The 21658-nt window shown below is 70.9% G+C and carries 22 protein-coding genes; 20 read left to right on the top strand and 2 right to left on the bottom strand.

Translation table 11 applies throughout. The features are described from left to right. The first annotated feature begins 16 nt into the window (after positions 1 to 16). The 7 genes from ACX1D3_RS07445 (at position 17) to ACX1D3_RS07475 (ending at position 6312) form a co-directional block, all read left to right on the top strand. A complete protein-coding gene (locus ACX1D3_RS07445; RefSeq protein WP_458996346.1) occupies positions 17 to 1270 on the top strand; it encodes a cell division protein PerM in 1254 nt (417 codons plus the stop codon). 9 nt (positions 1271 to 1279) lie between these two features. Next, entirely contained in the window at positions 1280 to 1855 is a 576-nt protein-coding gene (gene purN, locus ACX1D3_RS07450; protein WP_458996347.1) for a phosphoribosylglycinamide formyltransferase, read from the top strand. After that, the gene (gene purH, locus ACX1D3_RS07455) at positions 1852 to 3411 is read left to right on the top strand and encodes a bifunctional phosphoribosylaminoimidazolecarboxamide formyltransferase/IMP cyclohydrolase (RefSeq protein ID WP_458996348.1); all 1560 of its coding nucleotides are present in this window, start codon (positions 1852 to 1854) and stop codon (positions 3409 to 3411) included. The genes purN and purH overlap by 4 nt, the downstream gene beginning before the upstream one ends. 13 nt (positions 3412 to 3424) lie before the next feature. Continuing rightward, positions 3425 to 4279, top strand: coding sequence for a bifunctional methylenetetrahydrofolate dehydrogenase/methenyltetrahydrofolate cyclohydrolase (locus tag ACX1D3_RS07460; RefSeq protein WP_458996349.1), 855 nt, complete (start codon positions 3425 to 3427; stop codon positions 4277 to 4279). Next, on the top strand, positions 4269 to 4562 hold the full coding sequence (locus ACX1D3_RS07465) for a DUF3017 domain-containing protein (protein ID WP_458996350.1): 294 nt from the start codon (positions 4269 to 4271) through the stop codon (positions 4560 to 4562). The genes ACX1D3_RS07460 and ACX1D3_RS07465 overlap by 11 nt, the downstream gene beginning before the upstream one ends. A gap of 23 nt (positions 4563 to 4585) precedes the next feature. Next, entirely contained in the window at positions 4586 to 5233 is a 648-nt protein-coding gene (locus ACX1D3_RS07470) for a vitamin K epoxide reductase family protein (RefSeq protein WP_458996351.1), read from the top strand. Positions 5234 to 5322: 89 nt separating this feature from the next. Next, positions 5323 to 6312: a malate dehydrogenase gene (locus ACX1D3_RS07475; protein ID WP_458996352.1), complete on the top strand. Its 990-nt coding sequence runs from the start codon at positions 5323 to 5325 to the stop codon at positions 6310 to 6312. 68 nt (positions 6313 to 6380) lie between these two features. On the opposite strand, the gene ACX1D3_RS07480 is transcribed toward ACX1D3_RS07475, so the two are convergent. Both ACX1D3_RS07480 and ACX1D3_RS07485 read right to left on the bottom strand, forming a co-directional pair. Next, positions 6381 to 7988, bottom strand: coding sequence for a monocarboxylic acid transporter (locus ACX1D3_RS07480; protein ID WP_458996353.1), 1608 nt, complete (start codon positions 7986 to 7988; stop codon positions 6381 to 6383). After that, positions 7985 to 8335 carry a DUF485 domain-containing protein gene (locus tag ACX1D3_RS07485; RefSeq protein ID WP_458996354.1) on the bottom strand — a complete coding sequence of 117 codons (351 nt, stop codon included), beginning with the start codon at positions 8333 to 8335 and terminating at the stop codon, positions 7985 to 7987. Before ACX1D3_RS07485 ends, ACX1D3_RS07480 begins: the two co-directional genes overlap by 4 nt. 155 nt (positions 8336 to 8490) lie before the next feature. Here ACX1D3_RS07485 and purU point away from each other — a divergent pair, with 155 nt between their 5' ends. The 13 genes from purU (at position 8491) to ACX1D3_RS07550 (ending at position 21658) form a co-directional block, all read left to right on the top strand. Beyond that, entirely contained in the window at positions 8491 to 9339 is an 849-nt protein-coding gene (gene purU, locus ACX1D3_RS07490) for a formyltetrahydrofolate deformylase (protein WP_458996499.1), read from the top strand. Next, the gene (locus ACX1D3_RS07495; protein WP_458996500.1) at positions 9336 to 10676 is read left to right on the top strand and encodes a hemolysin family protein; all 1341 of its coding nucleotides are present in this window, start codon (positions 9336 to 9338) and stop codon (positions 10674 to 10676) included. Before purU ends, ACX1D3_RS07495 begins: the two co-directional genes overlap by 4 nt. Then, the gene (locus ACX1D3_RS07500; RefSeq protein ID WP_458996355.1) at positions 10669 to 11886 is read left to right on the top strand and encodes a phosphotransferase; all 1218 of its coding nucleotides are present in this window, start codon (positions 10669 to 10671) and stop codon (positions 11884 to 11886) included. The genes ACX1D3_RS07495 and ACX1D3_RS07500 overlap by 8 nt, the downstream gene beginning before the upstream one ends. A 110-nt stretch (positions 11887 to 11996) precedes the next feature. Then, the gene (locus ACX1D3_RS07505) at positions 11997 to 13124 is read left to right on the top strand and encodes a BMP family lipoprotein (protein WP_458996356.1); all 1128 of its coding nucleotides are present in this window, start codon (positions 11997 to 11999) and stop codon (positions 13122 to 13124) included. 106 nt (positions 13125 to 13230) lie between these two features. Next, the gene (locus tag ACX1D3_RS07510) at positions 13231 to 14778 is read left to right on the top strand and encodes an ABC transporter ATP-binding protein (RefSeq protein ID WP_458996501.1); all 1548 of its coding nucleotides are present in this window, start codon (positions 13231 to 13233) and stop codon (positions 14776 to 14778) included. After that, positions 14775 to 15962: an ABC transporter permease gene (locus ACX1D3_RS07515; RefSeq protein WP_458996357.1), complete on the top strand. Its 1188-nt coding sequence runs from the start codon at positions 14775 to 14777 to the stop codon at positions 15960 to 15962. The genes ACX1D3_RS07510 and ACX1D3_RS07515 overlap by 4 nt, the downstream gene beginning before the upstream one ends. After that, on the top strand, positions 15959 to 17251 hold the full coding sequence (locus ACX1D3_RS07520) for an ABC transporter permease (protein ID WP_458996358.1): 1293 nt from the start codon (positions 15959 to 15961) through the stop codon (positions 17249 to 17251). Before ACX1D3_RS07515 ends, ACX1D3_RS07520 begins: the two co-directional genes overlap by 4 nt. Then, positions 17251 to 17664, top strand: coding sequence for a cytidine deaminase (locus tag ACX1D3_RS07525; RefSeq protein WP_458996359.1), 414 nt, complete (start codon positions 17251 to 17253; stop codon positions 17662 to 17664). The genes ACX1D3_RS07520 and ACX1D3_RS07525 overlap by 1 nt, the downstream gene beginning before the upstream one ends. Before the next feature lie 10 nt (positions 17665 to 17674). After that, on the top strand, positions 17675 to 18745 hold the full coding sequence (locus ACX1D3_RS07530) for an adenosine deaminase (RefSeq protein WP_458996360.1): 1071 nt from the start codon (positions 17675 to 17677) through the stop codon (positions 18743 to 18745). 44 nt (positions 18746 to 18789) lie between these two features. Continuing rightward, the gene (locus ACX1D3_RS07535) at positions 18790 to 19353 is read left to right on the top strand and encodes a hypothetical protein (protein ID WP_458996361.1); all 564 of its coding nucleotides are present in this window, start codon (positions 18790 to 18792) and stop codon (positions 19351 to 19353) included. A 66-nt stretch (positions 19354 to 19419) separates the two neighbouring features. Further along, the gene (locus ACX1D3_RS07540; RefSeq protein ID WP_458996362.1) at positions 19420 to 19854 is read left to right on the top strand and encodes a DUF2871 family protein; all 435 of its coding nucleotides are present in this window, start codon (positions 19420 to 19422) and stop codon (positions 19852 to 19854) included. Continuing rightward, positions 19851 to 21041, top strand: coding sequence for a sensor histidine kinase (locus tag ACX1D3_RS07545; protein WP_458996363.1), 1191 nt, complete (start codon positions 19851 to 19853; stop codon positions 21039 to 21041). Before ACX1D3_RS07540 ends, ACX1D3_RS07545 begins: the two co-directional genes overlap by 4 nt. Further along, the gene (locus tag ACX1D3_RS07550) at positions 21038 to 21658 is read left to right on the top strand and encodes a response regulator (RefSeq protein WP_458996364.1); all 621 of its coding nucleotides are present in this window, start codon (positions 21038 to 21040) and stop codon (positions 21656 to 21658) included. Before ACX1D3_RS07545 ends, ACX1D3_RS07550 begins: the two co-directional genes overlap by 4 nt.

Genomic DNA, 21658 nt, shown 5'->3' on the forward strand with positions numbered 1-21658 from the left:
GGGGGAAACGACAGTGATGGCGACAGGCACCCCGGGGCATCGCACGGTCGCGGTCGACATCGATTCGCCCGCCCCTTCAGCCCCCCGCGAGTGGCCGTGGCCCTGGTATCTCGTCGCGGTGGGTGGGCCCGTCGCCGTGCTCCTGGCCGGGTGGATCGTGCTCGGCGCCTTCGCCGCGGTGGGATGGCTGGCCTCGCCCGATGCGCAGCTCTCCAGCGCGCTTCAGGCGTCGACCCGCGTCCTGCTGGCCGCGCACGGGGCGCCCTCGGAGATCGGCGGGATCCGGGTCTCGATGGCGCCCCTGGGCCTGACCGGTGCGCTCGTCTTCCTGGCACTTCCCGTCGCCGCCCAGGCGGCCAGGCGGGCGGCACGTCAATGGGGCGACCCGGACGTGACCGGCGGGATCTGGGCCGACACGGGGGCGATCGTGCTTCGCGTGGGCGGGACCTTCGCCGGGGTGTACGCGGCGGCCGTGTTCCTGCTGTCCGCGTCGATCGGGGTTGCGTCCCCCCGGGCGGCGATGGGCGGCCTCGCCGTCGGCGTGGTGGCCGGCTTCTGGGGCGCCTCCAGGGGCGTGGCCCACGACCCGACGGCGGACTGGCCAGACTGGCTCCGGGCGGTACCACGGGCTCTCGGTGCGGCGCTGCTGACGGTGCTCGCCGGGTCCTCCGCGGTGCTCGTCGTGGCGCTGCTGAGGAGCCGCGACACCGTCACCGCGATCGTCGAGGGCCTCGACGGCGGCGTGGTTGGGCTCGTGCTGCTCGTCGCTCTGCACCTGATCTATCTGCCGAACCTGCTCCTGGCCTGCGCGTCCTGGATGCTGGGAGCTGGCGTCACGCTCGGCGACGGGTCGCTCGTCAGCATGTCCACCACCGACGTCGGCCTCCTCCCGGCCATCCCCGCCTTCGGCCTGGTGAGCCCCGGAGCCGAGGGCTCGTCGGCCGCCTACTGGTGGCTGCTCGTGGGCGTGGCCGCCGGGGCGGTGGCGGGCCTCGCGGTCGCCTGGGCGCGGCCGAGGGCGCGCTTCGACCAGACGGCCCTGGTGGGTGGGCTGGCCGGGGTGGCGGCCGGGCTTGCGGTCACGGTGGCCGCCGCACTGGGCTCGGGCGGGCTCGGCTCCGACCGGTTGGCCCACGTGGGGGCGCGGGTCGGCGCCCTTGTCGTGTTCGCCCCGACGCTGCTGGGGCTCGCGGGCATGGCGGCGGGCCTGATCCTGGGCCTCGTCCGCCGCCCCTCGGCCCCGACGGACCCGGAGACGGAAACCCCTTAGGATGTGCGGGTGACCACCCGCGTCGTCGTCCTGCTGTCCGGCTCCGGCACCCTGTGCCAGGCGCTGTTCGATGCCATCGACGCAGGCGGCGTGGACGCCCGCGTGGTGGCGGTGGTCTCCGACCAGGAGCACGCCCACGGGCTGGAGCGGGCGCGGCTGCGCGGCATCCCGGCGGTGGCGCACCCCCTGGCCAAGGGCTCGGACCGCGCGGTGTGGGACGCGGCGCTGCGCGACATCGTGGACTCCTTCCACCCGGACCTGGTGGCCTCCGCCGGCTTCATGAAGCTGCTGGGACCCGCTTTCCTCGAGCGATTCGGCGGCCGCACCATCAACACCCATCCGGCCCTCCTGCCCAGCTTCCCGGGCATCCACGGCCCGCGCGACGCGCTGAGGGCCGGAGTGAAGATCTCCGGGGCCACCGTCTTCCTGGTCGACGCCGGTGTGGACACCGGTAGGATCCTGTCGCAGGGCGCCGTGGACGTGCTGCCCGGGGATGACGTCGAGTCCCTGCACGAACGCATCAAGGTGGTTGAGCGGCGCCTCCTGGTGGAGGCCGTGGCCGCTTGGACGAAGGAGAATCCGTGACCGATCAGATCCCGCTGCGCCGAGCGTTGGTCTCCGTCTACGACAAGACGGGGCTGGTGGACCTCGGGCGCGAGCTGCAGGGCGCCGGAGTCGAGATCGTGTCCACAGGGTCGACGGCCCGCACCCTCGCCGACGCGGGCGTGGCGGTGACCCCCGTCGAGGAGCTCACAGGCTTCCCCGAGTGCCTCGACGGCCGGGTCAAGACGCTGCACCCCCGCGTGCACGCCGGCATCCTGGCCGACCGGCGCCTCGACTCGCACCGCGCCCAGCTGGAGGAGCTCGGCGTGGCCCCCTTCGACCTGGTGATCACCAACCTCTACCCGTTCGCGGCCACCGTCGCCTCCGGCGCCTCGGAGGACGAGTGCGTCGAGCAGATCGACATCGGCGGCCCCACGATGGTGCGCGCGGCGGCCAAGAACCACGCCTCCGTCGCCGTGATCACCTCCGCCGAGCAGTACCCCATGCTGCGGTCCGCCCTGGCCGCCGGGGGATTCACCCTCGCCGAGCGCAAGCAGCTCGCCGCCGCCGCCTTCGTGCACACCGCCACCTACGACGTGGCGGTCGCCTCCTGGATGGGCAACGTGGTCACCGACACCTCGGGCGGCTCGGGCTTCCCCGCCTGGGTGGGCGCCACCTGGCACAAGGTCGCGAGCCTGCGCTACGGGGAGAACTCGCACCAGTCGGCCGCGGTGTACCGCAACGGCGACGGGACCGACGGCCTCGCGGACGCCACGCAGCTCCACGGCAAGGAGATGAGCTACAACAACTACGTCGACGCCGACGCCGCGCGCCGCGCCGCGTACGACTTCTCCGCTCCGGCGGTGGCCATCATCAAGCACGCCAACCCCTGCGGCATCGCGGTGGGCGCGGACGTGGCCGAGGCCCACCGTCTGGCCCATGCCTGCGATCCGGTGTCCGCCTTCGGCGGCGTGATCGCGGCCAACCGGCCGGTGAGCGTGGACATGGCGCGCCAGGTCTCGGAGGTGTTCACCGAGGTGATCGTGGCCCCCGGCTACGAGGAGGGCGCCGTCGAGGTGCTCTCCGCCAAGAAGAACCTGCGCATCCTCCTGGCCCAGGACGCCGACAACTCCGGCATCTCGCTGCGCCAGATCGACGGCGGGCTGCTGCTGCAGCAGTCCGACGCCATCGACGCCCCCGGCGACGACCCGTCGGCCTGGACCCTGGCGGCCGGCGAGCCCGCGGACGAGGCCACGCTCGCGGACCTGGCGTTCGCCTGGCGGGCCGTGCGCTCCGTCAAGTCCAACGCCATCCTGCTGGCCTCCGGCGGCGCCTCCGTCGGCGTCGGGATGGGGCAGGTCAACCGGGTGGACTCCTGCCACCTCGCGGTGGACCGCGCGGGGGAGCGGGCCGCCGGGTCGGTTGCCGCCTCGGACGCGTTCTTCCCGTTCGCCGATGGGCCGCAGGTGCTGCTCGACGCGGGCGTGAGCGCAATCGTGCAGCCGGGCGGCTCGGTGCGTGACCAGGAGGTCATCGACGCGGTCTCCGCCGCCGGCGTCACCATGTACTTCACCGGCACCCGCCACTTCTTCCACTGACCAGGAGGCCCTCGTGACCGCCCAGAAGCTCGACGGCAAGGCCACCGCGGCCGCGATCAAGACCGAACTGGCGCAGCGGGTATCCGCGCTGCGGGAGCGCGGCGTGACGCCGGGCCTGGCCACCGTTCTCGTCGGCGACGACCCGGCCAGCCAGAGCTACGTGAAGATGAAGCATCGCGACTGCGAGGAGGTGGGCATCGCCTCCATCCGCGTGCACCTCCCGGCGGATGCCACCAGGGCCCAGCTGCAGGAGGCCATCGAGTCGCTCAACGCGGACGAGGCGGTCACGGGCTACATCGTGCAGCTGCCCATCCCGAAGCACCTCGACGAGAACTGGGCCCTCGGCCTCATCGATCCCGACAAGGACGCCGACGGCCTCCACCCGATCAACCTCGGCCGCCTGGTGCTCAACGAGCCGGCCACCCTGCCGTGCACGCCGCGCGGCATCGTCGAGCTGCTGAGGCGCCACGGCGTGGAGCTGAAGGGCGCCGAGGTCTGCGTGGTGGGCCGCGGCATCACCGTCGGGCGCCCGCTCGGGCTGATCCTCACCCGGCGCAGCGAGAACTCCACGGTGACGCTGTGCCACACGGGCACGCGGGACCTCGCCGCCCACACCCGGGCCGCCGACGTGGTGGTCGCCGCCGCCGGCGTGCCGAACATGATCACCGCCGACATGATCCGCGAGGGCGCCGTGCTGGTCGACGTCGGCGTCAGCCGCGTCGACGGCAAGACCGTCGGCGATCTGGCGCCGGACGTGTGGGAGAAGGCCGCCTGGGTCACCCCGAACCCCGGCGGCGTCGGCCCGATGACACGAGCGATGCTGCTGAGCAACGTCGTGGACCGCGCGGAAGCGCTGCATGCCGGATAGGCCCGACAAGCCCGCGGACTCCTACCCCAGCAACCCGTGGCCGCTCCTTGCTTCGCTGTCGGTGCTGGCGGCGGGGGTGGGGTTCGCGGCCTTCGGGCACTGGCGCCGCGCCGCCCTCCTGATCGCCGGCGCGCTCCTGCTGGGCGCCCTGCTGCGGCTCGTGCTCCCCAGGGAGATCGCCGGCCTGCTCACCCTGAGGCGGCGCTGGGTGGACGTGGTGGTGATGGCGGGCATGGGCGCCGCCGTCGCGGTGCTGGCGCTGGTGGTGCCGCCGTCGCGTTGAGGCGCACCCCTACGATGGGGGCCATGCAGGAGAGCGACGCCCTCGAGGACGACAGAGCCCAGATCGACGCGGACCTGGGGCCGAGCTCCCGCTCACGCACCATCCTCTTCCTCGAGATGCTGGTCTTCGCCACCCTCAGCCTGATCGCGTCGTTCGTGCTGTCCTACGACGCCATCCTCATCGCGCAGAACCCCGACGTGGTGCTCAGCTGTTCGATCAACGCGGTCTTCGACTGCGTCACGGTGGGCTCAACGTGGCAGGCCAACGTGTTCGGCTTCCCCAACGCCTTCCTGGGCCTCATCGCCGAGCCCGTGGTCATGACCATCGCGGTGGCCTCGTTGGCCCGCACCCGGTTCCCGCGCTGGTTCATGTTCACCGCCAACGTGGTCTACCTGCTCGGCGTGATCTTCGCGTACTGGCTGCTGTTCCAGTCCACGTTCGTCATCGGAGCCCTGTGCCCCTGGTGCATCCTCGTCACGGTGTCGACCACCTTCGTGTTCACCTCCATGACGCACTGGAACATCCTGGAGGGAAACCTGTTCCTGTCCCCGTCGGCGCAGGCCAGGGCGTTGGCTTTCGTGCGCGGCGGGTGGCTCGCCATCAGCCTCATGATCTGGCTGGCGATCATCGTGTTCATCGAGGTCGCGCACTGGGTGTTCCGGATCATCTGACAGACCCGGCCCCGGCCTACGGGTGCCCCTCCGCACCGGTAGAGTCGCTGTCGAGAGTCCGACACCGACCGTCACGAGAGGAATCACAAGTGAGCACTGCCGCTCCCGTCAAGATCGCCGTCACCGGCGCAGCAGGCCAGATCTGCTACAGCCTGCTGTTCAGGATCGCCAGCGGGTCGCTGCTCGGCGACACCCCCATCGAGCTGCGCCTCCTGGAGATCACCCCGGCGCTCAAGGCGCTCGAGGGCGTGGTCATGGAGCTCCAGGACTGCGCCTTCGGCAACCTGGTCAACATCGAGATCGGCGACGATCCCAACAAGGTCTTCGACGGCGTCAACCTGGCCATGCTGGTGGGCGCGATGCCCCGCAAGGCAGGCATGGAGCGCGGAGACCTGCTGTCGGCCAACGGCGCCATCTTCACCGCCCAGGGCAAGGCGCTCAACGCCGTCGCCGCCGACGACGTCAAGGTGCTGGTGACGGGCAACCCCGCCAACACCAACGCGCTCATCGCCCAGCAGAACGCCCCCGACATCCCTGCGGAGCAGTTCAACGCGCTGACCCGCCTGGACCACAACCGGGCCCTCTCCCAGCTCGCCGCCAAGCTCGGCCGCCCCGTGACCGACATCAGCCACATGACCATCTGGGGCAACCACTCGGCCACGCAGTACCCAGACCTCTTCAACGCGAAGGTGGGCGGCCAGAGCGCAGCCGAGCTCGTGAACGACCAGGAGTGGCTGGAGAACACCTTCATTCCCACCGTCGCCAAGCGCGGCGCGGCGATCATCGAGGCACGCGGCCTGTCGTCGGCCGCCTCGGCCGCAAACGCCACCGTCGAGCACATGCGCGACTGGGTGCTCGGCACGCCGGAGGGGGACTGGGTCTCCATGGCCGTCCCGTCCGACGGCTCGTACGGCGTCCCTGAGGGCCTCATCTCCTCGTTCCCGTGCACCGTCAAGGACGGGAAGTACGAGATCGTCCAGGGCCTGGAGCTGAACGACTTCTCGCGCGGGAAGATCGACGCCTCCGTCGCCGAGCTGGTCGACGAGCGCAACGCGGTCACCGAGCTCGGGCTCATCTGAGCCGCACCACCGCACGCTGAACGGCCCGCCCCATCAAGGGGCGGGCCGTCCTGCGTTTCGTGGAACGATCAGTGGTCGATGGCGCCCTCCGCGCCGGCGCCGGTCATGGAGCGGACCTCCATCTCGGCCGCACGGTCCGCCACCTCCGGGCCGTCCGGCCTGAGCACCGAGCCCAGCCAACCCAGGAAGAAGCCCACCGGGACGGACACGATCGCCGGGCTGTCGATGGGGAACCAGGCGAAGTCGACGTTGGGGAACATCGAGGTCTTCAGCCCGGACACGGCGGGGGAGAAGACGATCAGCGTGACCGCGGTGATGAGGCCGCCGAAGATCGACCACACCGCCCCGGCGGTGGAGAACCGCTTCCAGTACAGCGAGTACAGGATCGACGGCAGGTTGGCCGAGGCTGCGACGGCGAAGGCCAGCGCCACCAGGAACGCGACGTTCTGGCCGTTGGCGGCGATGCCGCCCACGATGGCCACCAGGCCGATGGTCACCGACGTGATGCGCGCGACCTTGACCTCCTTGGCGGGGTCCGCCTTGCCGTCCTTCAGCACCGAGTTGTAGATGTCGTGCGCGAACGACGCCGACGCGGTGATGGTGAGGCCGGCGACGACGGCCAGGATGGTGGCGAACGCCACGCCCGCGATGACGGCCATGAGGATGGTGCCGCCCAGCTCGTAGGCGAGCGCCGGGGCAGCCGCGTTGGCCCCGCCCGGCATCTCCGAGATGGCCTTGGGGCCCACCAGCCAGGCCGCCCCGTAGCCGAGCACCATGGTGAACAGGTAGAAGGCGCCGATGAGGCCGATCGCCCAGGTGACGGAGCGGCGGGCCTCCTTCGCGGTGGGCACCGTGTAGAAGCGCATGAGGACGTGCGGGAGGCCGGAGGCGCCCAGCACGAGGGCCAGGCCCATGGAGATGAGGGCCAGCGGATCCTTGTAGCGTTCCATCGGGGCGAGGAGGTTGACCTCGGACCCGTCGGCGGCGGTGGTGGCCATGGCCTCGCCCAGCAGCGTGGAGAGGTTGAACCCGGCGAAGGCCAGCACCCAGATGGTCATCGCGCCCGCGCCCAGGATGAGCAGCACGGCCTTGATCATCTGCACCCAGGTGGTGCCCTTCATGCCGCCGATCAGCACGTAGCCCACCATGAGCAGGCCGACGATGGCGATGACGATGTTCTGGCCCATGGGGGAGGCGATGCCCAGCAGCAGCGACACCAGGGCGCCGGCGCCGGCCATCTGCGCGAGGAGGTAGAAGAAGCTGACCGCCAGGGTGGAGGTGGCGGCCGCGAGGCGGACCGGCTTCTGCCGCATGCGGAAGCTGAGCACGTCGGCCATCGTGTACTTGCCGGTGTTGCGCAGCGGCTCGGCCACCAGCAGCAGCGCGACGAGCCACGCCACCAGGAAGCCGACGGAGTAGAGCAGGCCGTCGTAGCCGTACAGGGCCACGGCCCCGACGATGCCGAGGAACGAGGCGGCCGAGAGGTAGTCTCCGGCGATGGCGAAGCCGTTCTGGCGTCCGTCGAACTGGGCGCCGCCGGTGTAGAAGTCTCCCGCCTTCTTCTTGCCGCCGCGGGTGACCCGGATGACCACGGCCATGGTGAACACGACGAACGCGGCGAAGATGGCGATGTTGATGAGCGGGTTGCCCAGCTGCTGGGTCTCGAGGAGTCTCATCGTGCGCTCGCCTCCAGATCCTCACGCAGGGCCTTGGCCAGCGGATCGACGTTCCTGGTCGAGTGGCGCAGGTACAGCCAGGTGATGAGGAACGTGCTGACGAACTGGCCGAGGCCGAACAGGATGCCGACGGTGAGGTTGCCCGCCACCTCGGTCATCATGAGGTCCTTGGCGAAGATCGACGCCAGGACGTAGGCGAAGTACCAGACCAGGAACACGGCGGTCATCGGGAAGGCGAAGGACCGGAAGGTGCGCTTGAGGCGTGCGAACTCCGGGGACTGCTGGACACGGTGGAACTCTTCCGCCGGGATCTCCCCGGTTGGAGCGTCTGGGGTGCTTTCGTGCATCAAGTTGTGTCTCCTCTGGGCTGAGCGTCGTTGCTACAGGTCGAGTCGCGCGTCGTTGCGCGAAGGCAGAGTAACAAGTCGGCGGGGTCATGCTGCGCCGTCGCCCAAAATCCGCGCCCGGCGCGGCTAACCGGCCGCTGGGGGTGACCACTACCATGGCGCCCATGCATCAGCTCGTCGTCACGCTCGACTGCCCAGACCGGCCGGGGATCGTCCACGCGATCACCGGCGGCATCGTCGCGGCGCACGGCAACATCACCGAGCTCCAGCAGTTCACCTCGCCGGACACGGGCCACTTCTTCACCCGGATAGAGGTGCACGGGGCCGAGCCGGACGCGCTGACCTCCGCGGTCGCGGGCCCCGCCGGGGAGCTGGGCGCCCGGTTCCGGGTCGACGACGCCGCCCGCCCGGTGCGCACGCTGATCCTCGCCTCGAAGGCGGGGCACGTCGTCAACGACCTGCTCTTCCGCTGGCGCGCCGGGGACCTGCCCATCGACGTGGTGCGCATCATGGCCAACCACGACGTGCTGGCCCCCATGGCCGAGTTCTACGGCGTGCCCTTCACCCACCAGGGGGTCACCGCCGAGACCAAGCCTCAGTTCGAGGCGGAGGTGCGGCGCCTCGTCGACGAGGAGGGCGTGGAGTTGGTGGTGCTGGCCCGCTACATGCAGATCCTCAGCCCTGAGCTGTGCGAGTTCCTGGCAGGCCGCGCGATCAACATCCACCACTCCTTCCTGCCCGGCTTCAAGGGCGCCAACCCCTACCGTCAGGCGCACACCCGCGGCGTCAAGCTGATCGGCGCCACGGCGCACTTCGTCACCGGAGACCTCGACGAGGGCCCGATCATCGAGCAGAACGTGGTGCGGGTGGACCACACCATGGACGTGGCCAAGCTGGTGCGCAAGGGCCAGGCCCAGGAGTCGCAGACCCTGGCCGAGGCCGTGCGCCTCGTCGCGGAGCACCGCGTCCTGGCCGACGGTGACCGCACCGTCATCTTCCGCTGACCGAGGAGTCCGGCCACGTGCTGACCGACATCGCCCTGATCGCCGTCTTCATCATCATCGGCGGCACGTTCGCCGCCGCCGAGATGGCGCTGATCACCCTGCGCGAGAGCCAGGTCAAGCAGCTCGCCGGCAAGGGCAAGCGCGGCCGGGCCATCGAGCGCCTGACCGGCAACCCCAACCGATTCCTCTCCGCCGTCCAGATCGGGGTGACCCTGTCCGGCTTCCTCTCGGCGGCCTTCGGCGGCGCCACCATCGCCGACGCGCTCTCGGCGGTGCTGGTGGAGTGGGGCATGGCCGAGTCCGTCTCGGGCACCGTGTCGCTGGTCCTGGTCACGGTGGTCATCTCGTACTTCTCGATCGTGGTGGGTGAGCTCACCGCTAAGCGGCTCGCCATGCAGCGCGCCGAGTCGTTCGCCCTGACGCTCGCGCCGCTGGTGTCCGGCATCGCGACGCTCACGCGCCCCCTCATCTGGTTCCTCGGCGTGTCCACCGACGCTCTGGTGCGGATCCTCGGCGGGGACCCGAAGCTGTCCCGCGACGCCGTGACCGACGAGGAGATCCGCGCCATGGTCATCGGATCCTCCACCCTGGGCAAGGAGGAGCGCCGCATCGTCGACGAGGTGTTCGACGCCGGGGAGCGATCGCTGAGGGAGGTCATGGTGCCGCGCACCGAGGTGGACTTCCTGCCCGCCGAGATGCCCATCGGCCTCGCCCACCGCGAGGTGCGCGGCGCACCGCACTCCCGCTACCCGGTCACCGACGGGTCGCCGGACCGCATCGCCGGCTTCATCCACGTTCGTGACCTCATGGACATCGAGGGGACGGCCCGCGACGGCGACGTCGGCAGCATCGCGCGCGAGGTGCTGTTCCTCCCCGAGACGGTCAAGATCCTGCGGGCCCTCACCGCCATGCGGGGTGCCCGCGCCCACCTGGCCATCGTCCGCGACGAGTACGGCGGCACCGCCGGCATCGTGACGCTGGAGGACCTGATGGAGGAGCTGATCGGAGACATCACCGACGAGTACGACCTCCCGGCGGACTCGGCCCCCCGCCAGATCGACGAGGTGGACGGCCTCACCACCATCGAGGAGTTCGCCGAGCTGACCGGCTACGTGATCCCGGAGGGGCCCTACGACACGGTGGCGGGATTCTTCATGGCCCTGCTCGGGGCGCTGCCGAAGCTGGGCGACTCGCTCACCTTCACGCTGCCCGCCGAGAACGTGCACGACGACACCCCCGGCCGGTTCACCCTGGAGGCCACGCAGATGGACGGCCGGCGCGCCGCGTGGTTCTCGTTGCGCCGGGAGAGCGTCCCGGCGGTGGACGCCGATGCCTGACGACGGGCTGGGGCTGCTGACCGGCCCCCGCGTCGAGCCGCTGCTGCGCGCCGCCGTCGAGCATCAGGGCGGGCAGCTGCTCAGCTGGGCCATCGAGCACGTCGACGCGGCCCCCGAGCACTCCACCACCGCCACCTACCTGGCGACCGTCGCGTGGCCGCACGGCGAGCGCACCGAACTGCTCGGGGTGAGCGCCCGCACGGGGCCGCTTCTCCCCTCGGACTCGCGCGCCGAGATCTTCGAGGACGGACACCGGCGGGTCGCGGTGTGGCTGTACCCGTTCGACCCGGACCTGGCGGGGCTGCCCCGGGCGGCGTTCCCCGAGCGGATGGCCGACACGCTCAACGCAGGGGGAGTGACCGCGCACCGCGTCGCCGCCGAGGACCTCACGCTCACCATGGTGGGGTACCGGCCGAGGCGGCGCGCAGTCGTCAGGGTGGAGGTCGCCGGCACCGGCGAGGTGTTCTACGTCAAGGTGCTCCGGGAGCGGATGTTCGCCGACGTGCACGCCAAGCACGTGATGCTGCGCCGCGCAGGCGTGCCGGCCCCGGAGGTGGCGCTGGCCACGGAGGACCACCTGCTGCTGCTGCGTGAGCTGCCCGGGACCTCACTGGCCACGGCGCTGTTCGAGGAGGGTGACCCGTGCACGCCCGAACAGCTGATCGAGCTCCTCGACTCCATGCCCGCGTCGGTTGCCTCGTTGGAACGTAGACCGCCCTGGGCCGACGCCGTGGCGCACTACTCGGCCATGGTGGCCGCCACCCTCCCCGAGCTCGGCGACGAGCTGGCCGAGCTGACCGCGCGGATCACGGCCGGGCTCGCGGGATTCCCCCCGGGCGTCGAGGCCACGCACGGCGACTTCCATGAGGGGCAGCTGAGGGTGGCGGGGGGCCGCGTGGTCGGACTGCTGGACGTGGACACCATCGGGCCGGGACGGCGCGCGGACGACCTGGCGTGTCTCATCGGCCACCTCTCGACGATCCAGCGGATGAACCCGGAGCAGGAGGCGAAGGTCCGCGACCTCCTCGCGCGGTGGGTGCCGGTGTTCGACCGCCGCGTCGACCCCGTCGAGCTGCGCCTGCGGGCGGCCGCCGTGGTGATCTCGCTGGCGACGGGGCCCTACCGCAGCCAGGACGTGGACTGGCGCCAGCAGACCGTGGCGATGGTGCGCTCGGCGGGCGCCCTGGTGCGGCAGGTCTCGCCCGGCTGAGGCGCCGCATTGTTGCGTGTTTATAACGATCAAGTTCCGGGTAGCGACGTCTCGGGCCCGCCAGGGTAAGGTCCGTCACGCAACTAATTTCCCGTCAAGGAGGAAGCTTCGTGAAGAAGTCCCTGTTGAGCGTCCTCGCGCTGTCTGCCGCGTCCGCTCTCACTCTCGCCGGCTGCGCCGCGCCGCCGAGCGCCACCACGTCACCCGCGGCCACGGACAGCGCCTCGGCCAGCGCCCCGGAGTCCTCCGCCCCGGCGGCGGAGTCGGACTTCACCGCGTGCATGGTCTCCGACGCGGGCGGCTTCGACGACAAGTCGTTCAACGAGACCGCCTACAACGGCATGATGCAGGCCAAGGACGAGCTGGGCATCCAGACCAACCAGATCGAGTCCAACGCCGAGGGCGAGTACGCCGGCAACGTGCAGTCGATGATCGACGCCAACTGCAACATCGTCATCACCGTCGGCTTCGCGCTGGCCACGGCGACCGAGGCGGCCGCGAAGCAGAACCCCGAGGTCAACTTCGCCATCGTCGACAACTCGTCCTTCGAGGGCGTCGACAACGCCAAGGGCCTGATCTTCAACACGGCGCAGCCCTCCTTCATGGCCGGCTACCTGGCCGCGGGCATGACCCAGACGGGCACCGTCGGCACCTTCGGCGGCGCCAAGTACCCCACCGTGACCATCTTCATGGACGGCTTCGCGCAGGGCATCAAGTACTACAACGAGCAGAAGGGCGGAGACGTCAAGCTGATCGGGTGGGACGAGGCCAAGCAGGACGGCCAGTTCGTGGGCGGCAACAACCCGTTCGGTGACATCCCCGGCGGCAAGAACACCGCCAGCACCCTGATCGCCCAGGGGGCGGACATCATCCTCCCCGTCGCCGGCCCCGCCGGCCTCGGCGCCCTGCAGGCCGCCAAGGAGTCCAACGGCAAGGTCAACGCCATCTGGGTGGACACCGACGGCTTCATCTCCGCGCCCGAGTTCGGGCCCCAGATCATGACCTCGGTCCAGAAGGGCATGGACGTGGCCGTGTTCGAGGCCATCAAGGCCGCCATGGACGGCTCCTTCTCCTCGGACCCCTACGTGGGCACCCTGGAGAACGACGGCGTCTCGCTGGCCCCGTTCCACGACTTCGAGGCCAAGGTCTCCGACGAGCTGAAGTCCGAGCTGGAGCAGATCAAGGCCGACATCATCAGCGGCACCATCACCATCACCTCGCCGAGCCAGCCCAAGTGATCCTGGGCGGCTAGCCGCGAAGTCAACAGCGGGAGGGGCGCGTCAGTGCCCCTCCCGCTACGCTTTCTGTCACGCCATGTCGGCCAAGGAGGAGCACGTGTCAGCGATGACAACCCCGCGGACCCCCGTGTTGTCCCTGGAAGGGATCACCAAACGGTTCGGTTCCCTCACCGCGAACGACTCGATCAGCATCGAGGCCGTGCCGGGGAGGATCCACTGCCTGCTCGGTGAGAACGGCGCGGGCAAGTCCACGCTCATGAACATCCTGTTCGGGCTGCTGCAGCCGGACTCGGGCGAGATCCGCCTGGGCGACGAGGTGCTACGGCTCACCAACCCCAAGCAGGCCATGGCTGCCGGCATCGGCATGGTGCATCAGCACTTCATGCTCATCCCGGTCTTCACCGTCGCCGAGAACATGGTGCTGGGCCACGAGCCCGGCCGCGGCGGCCGTCTCGACATCAACGCGGCGCGTGCCCGCGTGCGGGACCTCAGCGCCCGCTACAAGCTGGACGTGGATCCCGACGCCCTCGTCGAGGACCTGCCGGTCGGCATCCAGCAGCGCGTGGAGATCCTCAAGGCACTCGCCAACGACGCCACCTACCTGATCTTCGACGAGCCCACCGCCGTGCTCACGCCCCAGGAGATCAACGAGCTGATGGCCGTCATGCAGGCACTGCGCGACGAGGGTCGCGCAATCATCTTCATCACCCACAAGCTGCGCGAGGTGCGCGAGGTGGCCGACGACATCACCGTCATCCGCCGCGGCAAGGTGGTGGGCACCGCCGAACCCGGGGACTCCGAGGCGGAGCTCGCCTCGATGATGGTGGGGCGCGCCGTGGACCTCAAGGTGCGCAAGAAGCCCGCCGAGCCTGGCCCCGACCGGCTCGTCGTCGAGGACCTCACCGTCGCCAGCCCGTCGGGCGCCGTCGCCGTCGACAAGCTGTCGCTCACGGTGCGCGGCGGCGAGATCGTGGTCATCGCCGGCGTGCAGGGCAACGGGCAGACCGAGCTGGCGGAGGCGCTGCTGGGCACCATGCAGCCGCTCTCCGGCCGCGCCACCCTCGACGGCGTGGACATCACCCACGGCAAGCCCGCCGCCACCATCGAGGCGGGCCTCGGCTACGTGCCCGAGGACCGGCACCGGGACGGCTTCGTGGGCGAGTTCTCGATCGCGGAGAACCTCGTGCTCAACAACCTCGACGCGTTCAGCCGCAGGGGCTCGCTCGATCTGAAGCGCATCGCCGAGAACGCTGACGCGCGGATCGCGGAGTTCGACATCCGCACCAGCGGCTCCCACACGCAGCCGGTCAGGTCCCTCTCCGGCGGCAACCAGCAGAAGGTGGTGCTGGCCCGCGAGCTGTCGCGCCCGTTGACGCTTCTGCTGGCCAGCCAGCCCACCCGCGGGGTGGACGTCGGGGCCATCGAGTTCCTCCACGGACGCATCGTCGAGGAGCGCGACAAGGGCACCGCGGTGCTCATCGTCTCCACCGAGCTCGAGGAGGTCGAGTCGCTGGCGGACAGGATCGCGGTGATGTACCGCGGCCGGATCGTCGGCATCGTCGCCCCGGACACCCCACGCGACGTCCTGGGCCTCATGATGGCCGGCATCGGCTACGACGAGGCCGTCGCCACCATCGAGGGAGCACGAGCATGAGCCAGGACGCCACCGTCAAGCACCGGCCCGAGTGGGTCAACACCCTGATCATCACCGTCGCCTCGCTGGTGCTGGCCTTCCTGGTCAGCGCCGTCGTGATGATCGTCTCCGACGCCGAGGTCGCGGCCACCTGGGCCTACTTCTTCGCGCAGCCCGGGGACGCGCTGTCGGCCAGCTGGGCCAAGGTGTCCACCACGTTCTACGCCATGTGGGTCGGCTCGATGGGCTCCTGGGTGGCCATCACCAACACCACCGCGGAGGCCGCGCCCCTGATCGCCGCGGGCCTCGGTGTCGCGGTGGCGTTCCGCGCCGGGCTGTTCAACATCGGCGCCCAGGGCCAGGCCATGATGGGGGCGCTCACAGGCGCCTTCATCGGGTTCACCGTCAAGGGCCTGCCGATCTTCCTCCACCTCCCCCTGGTCATCGCCGTCGGCCTCCTCGCGGGCGCGGTCTGGGGCGGCATCGTCGGCGTGCTGAAGGCGCGCACCGGCGCCCACGAGGTGATCGTGACCATCATGATGAACTACATCGCGGGCAGCCTCCTGGCGTTCTTCATGCTGCAGGAGGCCTTCCAGGCGCCCGGGCGCGCGGATCCCATCTCGCCGGTCCTGGAGTGGACCGCCACCATGCCCCGCATCGACGGCACCCGCCTGCACCTCGGCTTCGTGCTGGCGCTGCTGGCGGCCGCCGCCGTCTGGTGGCTGTTGGAGCGCACGAAGTTCGGCATCCACCTCAAGGCGGTGGGCCTGAACCCCAACGCCGCCGCCACGGCGGGCGCCAGCGTCTCCACGGTGACCGTCCTGACCATGGCCCTGGCGGGCGGCCTGGCGGGCCTGGCCGGCGTCCTCGTCGTCACCGCGCCCGAGCTGCTGACGGGCTTCCCGCCCCAAATGACCGGCACGATCGTCGGCACCCTGGGCTTCGACGCCATCACCGTGGCGCTCCTGGGCCGCTCGCGGCCGCTCGGGGTGGTCTTCGCCGGCCTCCTCTTCGGCGCGCTGAAGGCGTCGCGCCGGACGATGGTCACCATGGCCAACACGCCGGACCGGCTGACCGACCTCATCCAGGCGCTCATCGTGCTCTTCGTGGCAGCCCCCGCCTTCGTCGTGTGGCTGCTGCCGTTCCTGCGTGAACGCAAGGTCAGGCAAGCATCGGAACCGAGCGCGAAGGTGGCACAGGCGTGAGCGTCGACATCATCCCCACGACGGTGGAGAAGACCATCGTCGAGTCCCCCGAGAAGCGCGCCCAGAGGCTCTCCACCGGAGTCCTGATCACCGTCATCGGCGTGCTGCTCCTCTGGATGGCGTTCACCGTCGACAAGTCCGGCCTGATCGCGCTGTCCGACGCGTTCGCCGACGTCAAGCTCCCCACCCTCGAGGTCCCCGGCACGGCCACGGTGCTGTTCTGCGCACTTCTGGTGCTGGGTGCCGGCATCGGCTTCCTGTCCGGGCGGCTGAGCCGGGGGTTGCGCACGGCGGCCGGTGTCGCGGCGGGCGTCGGCGTCCTCGTCGGGTTCATCGTCTGGGCGGCGGCCAGCTCCACCCTGCCGTTCACGCTCACCAGCCAGCTCAACCTCACCCTCGAGTACGCCACCCCCCTCCTGTTCGGGGTCCTGAGCGGCGTGCTCGCCGAGCGGGCGGGCGTGGTCAACATCGCCATCGAGGGCATGTTCCTCACCGCGGCATTCTCGGCCTCGCTGACCTACTCCATCACCCAGTCCTTCGTGGCCGCACTGTTCGCGGCCGCCCTCGCCGGCGTGCTCATGGCCTGCGTGCTGGCGCTGTTCACGCTGAAGTACCTCGTGGACCACGTGATCATCGGCGTGGTGATCAACCTGCTCGCCACCGGCCTGACCGGATTCATCTACCAGCAGCTCGTGGCCAAGAACATGGAGGCCTACAGCTTCGTCTCCCCGATGCAGGCCTGGCGCATCCCGGGGCTGGAGTCGATCCCGTTCCTCGGCCCCATCCTGTTCACCCAGAAGCCGCTGACCTACCTCGGACTCCTGGCCGTCCCGCTGGTGTGGTTCCTGCTGTACCGCACCATCTGGGGGCTCCGGGTCCGCTCGGTGGGTGAGCACCCGCACGCGGCGGACACCGTGGGCATCAACGTGATCTGGACGAAGGCCTCCGCCGTCCTGCTCGGCGGCGTGTTCGCCGGCCTCGGCGGCGCCTACTTCACGATCGGGTCCGTCGGCGCCTTCCAGGACAACAACCCCACCGCCGGTAACGGGTTCATCGCGCTGGCCGCGGTGATCATGGGCCGGTGGAACCCCGTCCTCGCGGCGCTGATGGCGCTGTTCTTCGGCTTCGCCCGCGCCCTGGCGCAGACCACCAAGCTGATGCAGCTGCCGATCCCCAGCGACTTCATCGAGATGCTGCCCTACCTGGCCACCATCATCGCCGTGGCCGGCCTCGTGGGCCGCGTCCGGCCCCCGGCGGCGGACGGCGCGCACTTCGTCAAGAGCCACTGATGAGCGGCGGTGTGGACTGGGACGCGCTCCGCGCCGTGGCGGTCGAGCGCTCCAGGCGGGCCTACGCGCCGTACTCGAACTACCAGGTCGGGGCGGCGGCGATCGTGGACGACGGGCGGGTGGTGGGGGGGTGCAACGTGGAGAACGCCGCCTACGGCGTGACGCTGTGCGCCGAGTGCGGCCTGATCTCGGACCTCGTCGCGGGCGGGGGAGGCCGCCTGGTCGCGTTCACCTGCGTCAACGGCGACGGGGACGTCATCACGCCCTGCGGCCGCTGCCGGCAGCTGCTCTTCGAGCACGGAGGGAGCGGGCTCCTCATGGAGACGCCCGCCGGGATCCTCACCCTGGCCGCCATGCTTCCGCAGGCCTTCGGCCCGGACGACCTCGGCGCCGTCGCCCCGTCGGTTCGCTAACCTGACCGGCATGCTCTCCATCGACGACCTCAGGCCGCTGCCCAAGGTGGCGCTCCACGACCATCTCGACGGCGGGCTCCGCCCCGAGACCGTCATCGAGCACTGCGCCGCCAACGGCCACCAGCTGCCCACCACCGATCCCGACGCGTTGCGGGAGTGGTTCTTCGAGGCGGCGGACTCCGGCTCCCTGGTGCGCTACCTGGAGACGTTCGAGCACACCGTGGCCGCCATGCAGACCCCGGAGCAGCTCGAGCGCGTGGCGCACGAGTTCGTCGTGGATCAGGCCGCCGACGGGGTGGTCTACGCGGAGGCCCGCTACGCGCCGCGCCAGCACCAGCGGCTGGGCATGTCCCTGGAGACCATCGTCGAGTCCGTCCGCGACGGCCTGGCCTCGGGCATGGCGGTGGCCTCCGCCGCGGGCCACCTGATCGTGGCGCAGCAGATCCTCACCTCGATGCGGCACTCCGAGCCGTCGACAGACGTGGCCGAGCTGGCGGTGCGCTACCGCGACGAGTCGGTGTGCGGCTTCGACATCGCCGGCGCGGAGGACGGGTTCCCGCCCTCGCGGTTCGGGGAGGCGTTCCGGCAACTCCGGCACGACAACATGTTCTTCACCATCCATGCCGGCGAGGCGTACGGTCTGCCGTCGATCTGGGAGGCGGTCCAGGTCTGTGGCGCGGCGCGGCTCGGGCACGGCGTGCGGATCGTCGAGGACATCGAGGTCACGGCCGAGGGCCCGCGGCTCGGACGACTGGCCGCCTACGTGCGCGACGCGCGCATCCCGCTGGAGGTCTCGCCGTCGTCGAACCTGCAGACCGGCATCGCGGCCAGGATGGCGGAGCACCCCGTCGACCTGCTGCACCGCCTGGACTTCAACGTCACGGTCAACTGCGACAACAGGCTCATGAGCGCCACGACGATGTCGCGGGAGTTCGCCCTGCTGAGTGACACCTTCGGCTGGACGCTCGACGACGTCGAGCTCGCCACCGTCCGCGCGATGCGGGCGGCCTTCCTCCCGCACGACCAGCGCGAGCGGATCGTGGGCGAGCTCATCCTTCCCGCCTACGCGGCGGCCCGTTGATCCACGAACTTCCCGAGGGTGCCCCGAGGCTCAGCCTGAGGTGGGTGAGCGGCGGCGCCGCGAGGGACGTCGTCGGGCACCTCCTGGCGGCCAACGACCAGTGGTACGTGGTGCTGCCGGAGGACCGGGGGCCGGTGTGGGTGCCGAGGGGAGAGGCCGAGGCGGTCCGCCAGGTCCCGCCCAGGACGGTGCTCGCCACATCCCGGCCTGCGGACATCGAGCGGGTGCTCGAGCGGTCCACCCGGTCCGGGCGCCGCGCACGGCTGGGCGGTTGGCAGCTCGGGGACGGCCGCGCCCTCGCACTGGGCGACCCGGGTGTGCCGCTGGACCGGGCGCTGGCCGCGGTGACCGGGTGGTGCGGGGGGCCGGCCGTGATCCGCGCTCTCCCCGGAGACCTCGCGGAGGCCCTGCAGGGGCTCGGCTGCGGGCTCTCACACGCCGCGCTCGTCCTCACCGCGGCTTCTCCCTCCGCCCGGGTCCCCACCGCCGTGCCCCTGACGCGGGGCTGGGCGCTGGAGGTGCCCGCGGACGACGGCGAAGGCCACGCCGCCGCACTCGGCGCCGGCTACGTCGAGAGATACCGTGCCGTCACGCTGACCCTCGGCTGACGGGTCCATCGGACGGTGGATGCTCGGCGGGGGACGCCGCGGTGCGGCTCCGGGGAGCATGGGGTCATGCTGAATCGACTCTTCATCTCCGCCGCCGCCTGGACCGCGCTCGGGCTCGCCTCCGGCCTCTACTGGCGCGAGCTGACCAAGCTTAACGACTTCACCGGTAACACCATGCTCTCCGGAGCGCACACCCATGCCCTCGCCCTCGGCACGCTGATGCTGCTGGTGGTGTTGGCGCTGGCGCGGAGCTTCGCCCTGGCAGAAGGGCCCACGAAGCTGTTCACCGTGCTGTGGAACGTCGCCTTGGGCCTCACCTTCGGCGCCATGGTGGTCAAGGGGACCCTTCAGGTGCTTGAGATCCCGTTCGCCACCTCCCCGATGTGGCCTGGTATCGCCGGGCTGGGGCACATGATGCTGGCGGGGACGTTCGTGTTCCTGTTCGTGATCCTGCGCCGCGCTCTCGTTGCCGCCCCCGCCCCCGCTACCGTGGGGGCGTGACGACGACGACCGACCACCCGCCGCGCTGGTCGGCGTCATGGTGGCTGAGGGTCGGTGTCGCGCTGCTGTTCGTCGGGCTGCTCATGGTGGCCACCGTGCTCGCCTGGAACGGTGGGGGCGGGTGGCCATTGATGCTCCTGGCGGGCGGGCTGCTGACGGTCTTCGTCGCGGGCCTTGCCGTGCATCCCCGGCTGGGGAACGTGGGGAGATCTGTCTGGGTGGGGCTGCTGTTCCTGGCCACGGTCGCCCTCATGGTGCTGTCCCCGGACTTCCTCTGGGTGATCTTCCCGCTGTGGCTGCTGGCCGCCACGGTCCTGCCACTCCTCGCCTCGCTGCTGGTGACGGCCGTGACGCTCGCTGTCGTCGTGACGGTGCTGGCGATGACGGACGGCCACAGCGTGGGCGCGGTGCTGGGGCCGCTCGTCGGGGCCCTGGTGGCGGTTGGGATCGCGCGGGGCGTGCTGCAGTTCGAGCACGAGGCCTCCGAGCATCACCGGCTTCTCGCCGAGGTGTTGCGGGCCGAGGACGAGACCGCCCGGTTGCAGAGGGAGGCGGGGGTGATGGCCGAGCGGCAGCGGCTCGCCCACGACATCCACGACACGCTCGCCCAAGGCTTCTCGTCCATCGTCCTCCTCGCCAGGGCCGCCAACCGGGCGGGTGACTCGGCCGCCTCCGCCCGGCTGGTCGCCGAGATCGAGGCCACCGCCGCGGAGAATCTGGCCGAGTCGCGCAGGGTGGTCATGGCGCTGGCGCCGGAGACCCCCGGTGCGGGTGGGCTGGCCGCGCCGCTGAACAGGCTGACCGCCGAGGTGGCGGGGGCGCTGGGCGCGGAGTGGGCGGTCGCCGTCGATCCTGAGCTGCCCAGGCTGGCCACCCCCATCGAGGTTGCCCTGCTGCGCGGCGCCCAGGGCGCCCTTGCCAACGTGCGACTGCACTCCGGAGCGCGCCGCGTCAACGTCGAGCTGGCCCGCGCGGGCGACGAGGTGCACCTGGACATCGTCGACGACGGCGTGGGCTTCGACGTCGCCCGGCCCGTCGTCGCCGGACCCGCGGGTGGGTACGGTCTGCGGGCCCTGCGCGAGCGGTTCGCGGAGCTGGGGGGCGGCGTCGAGGTGGAGTCGGAGCCGGGCGGCACCGCCGTGGCGTTGCGGCTTCCCCTGATCCCCGCGGTGGAGGCCCCGCAATGACCCGCGTGCTGATCGTCGACGATCACCCGGTTGTCCGGTCGGGGCTGCGGGCGCTACTCGACGGCGCCGACGGGATCCAGGTGGTCGGGGCCGCGGCGTCCGGCGAGGAGGCGCTCGAGGCGGTGACGCGGACCCGTCCCGACGTGGTGCTGTGCGACCTGCGACTGGGGGCGGGCCTCGACGGCGTGGGCGTCACGTCGGCGCTGCGGTCCATGCCGGGCGGGCCCGCCGTGCTCATCCTCACCACCTACGACAACGACTCGGACATCGCCCGCGCCGTCCTGGCGGGCGCGGCGGGCTACCTGCTGAAGGACGCCGAGCCGGAGGACATCATCGCGGGCATCGCCGACGCGGCGGAGGGCCGGCTGGTGCTCTCCCGGGACCTCGAGGGCCGCGTGGTCGAGCGGATGGCCCAAGGTGTGCCCACGCTCAGCGCCCGCGAGATCGACGTGCTGAGGCTCGTGGCCGAGGGAGTGACCAACCGGGAGATCGCCAAGCGGCTGTTCATCTCCGAGGGCACGGTGAAGACCCACCTGGTGCACGCGTTCGCGAAGCTCGGCGCCGAGTCGCGGACGGCGGCGGTCGCCGCCGCCCGCCGGCACGGACTGCTCGTCTAG

This window comes from Tessaracoccus yangjingae, assembly GCF_054483935.1.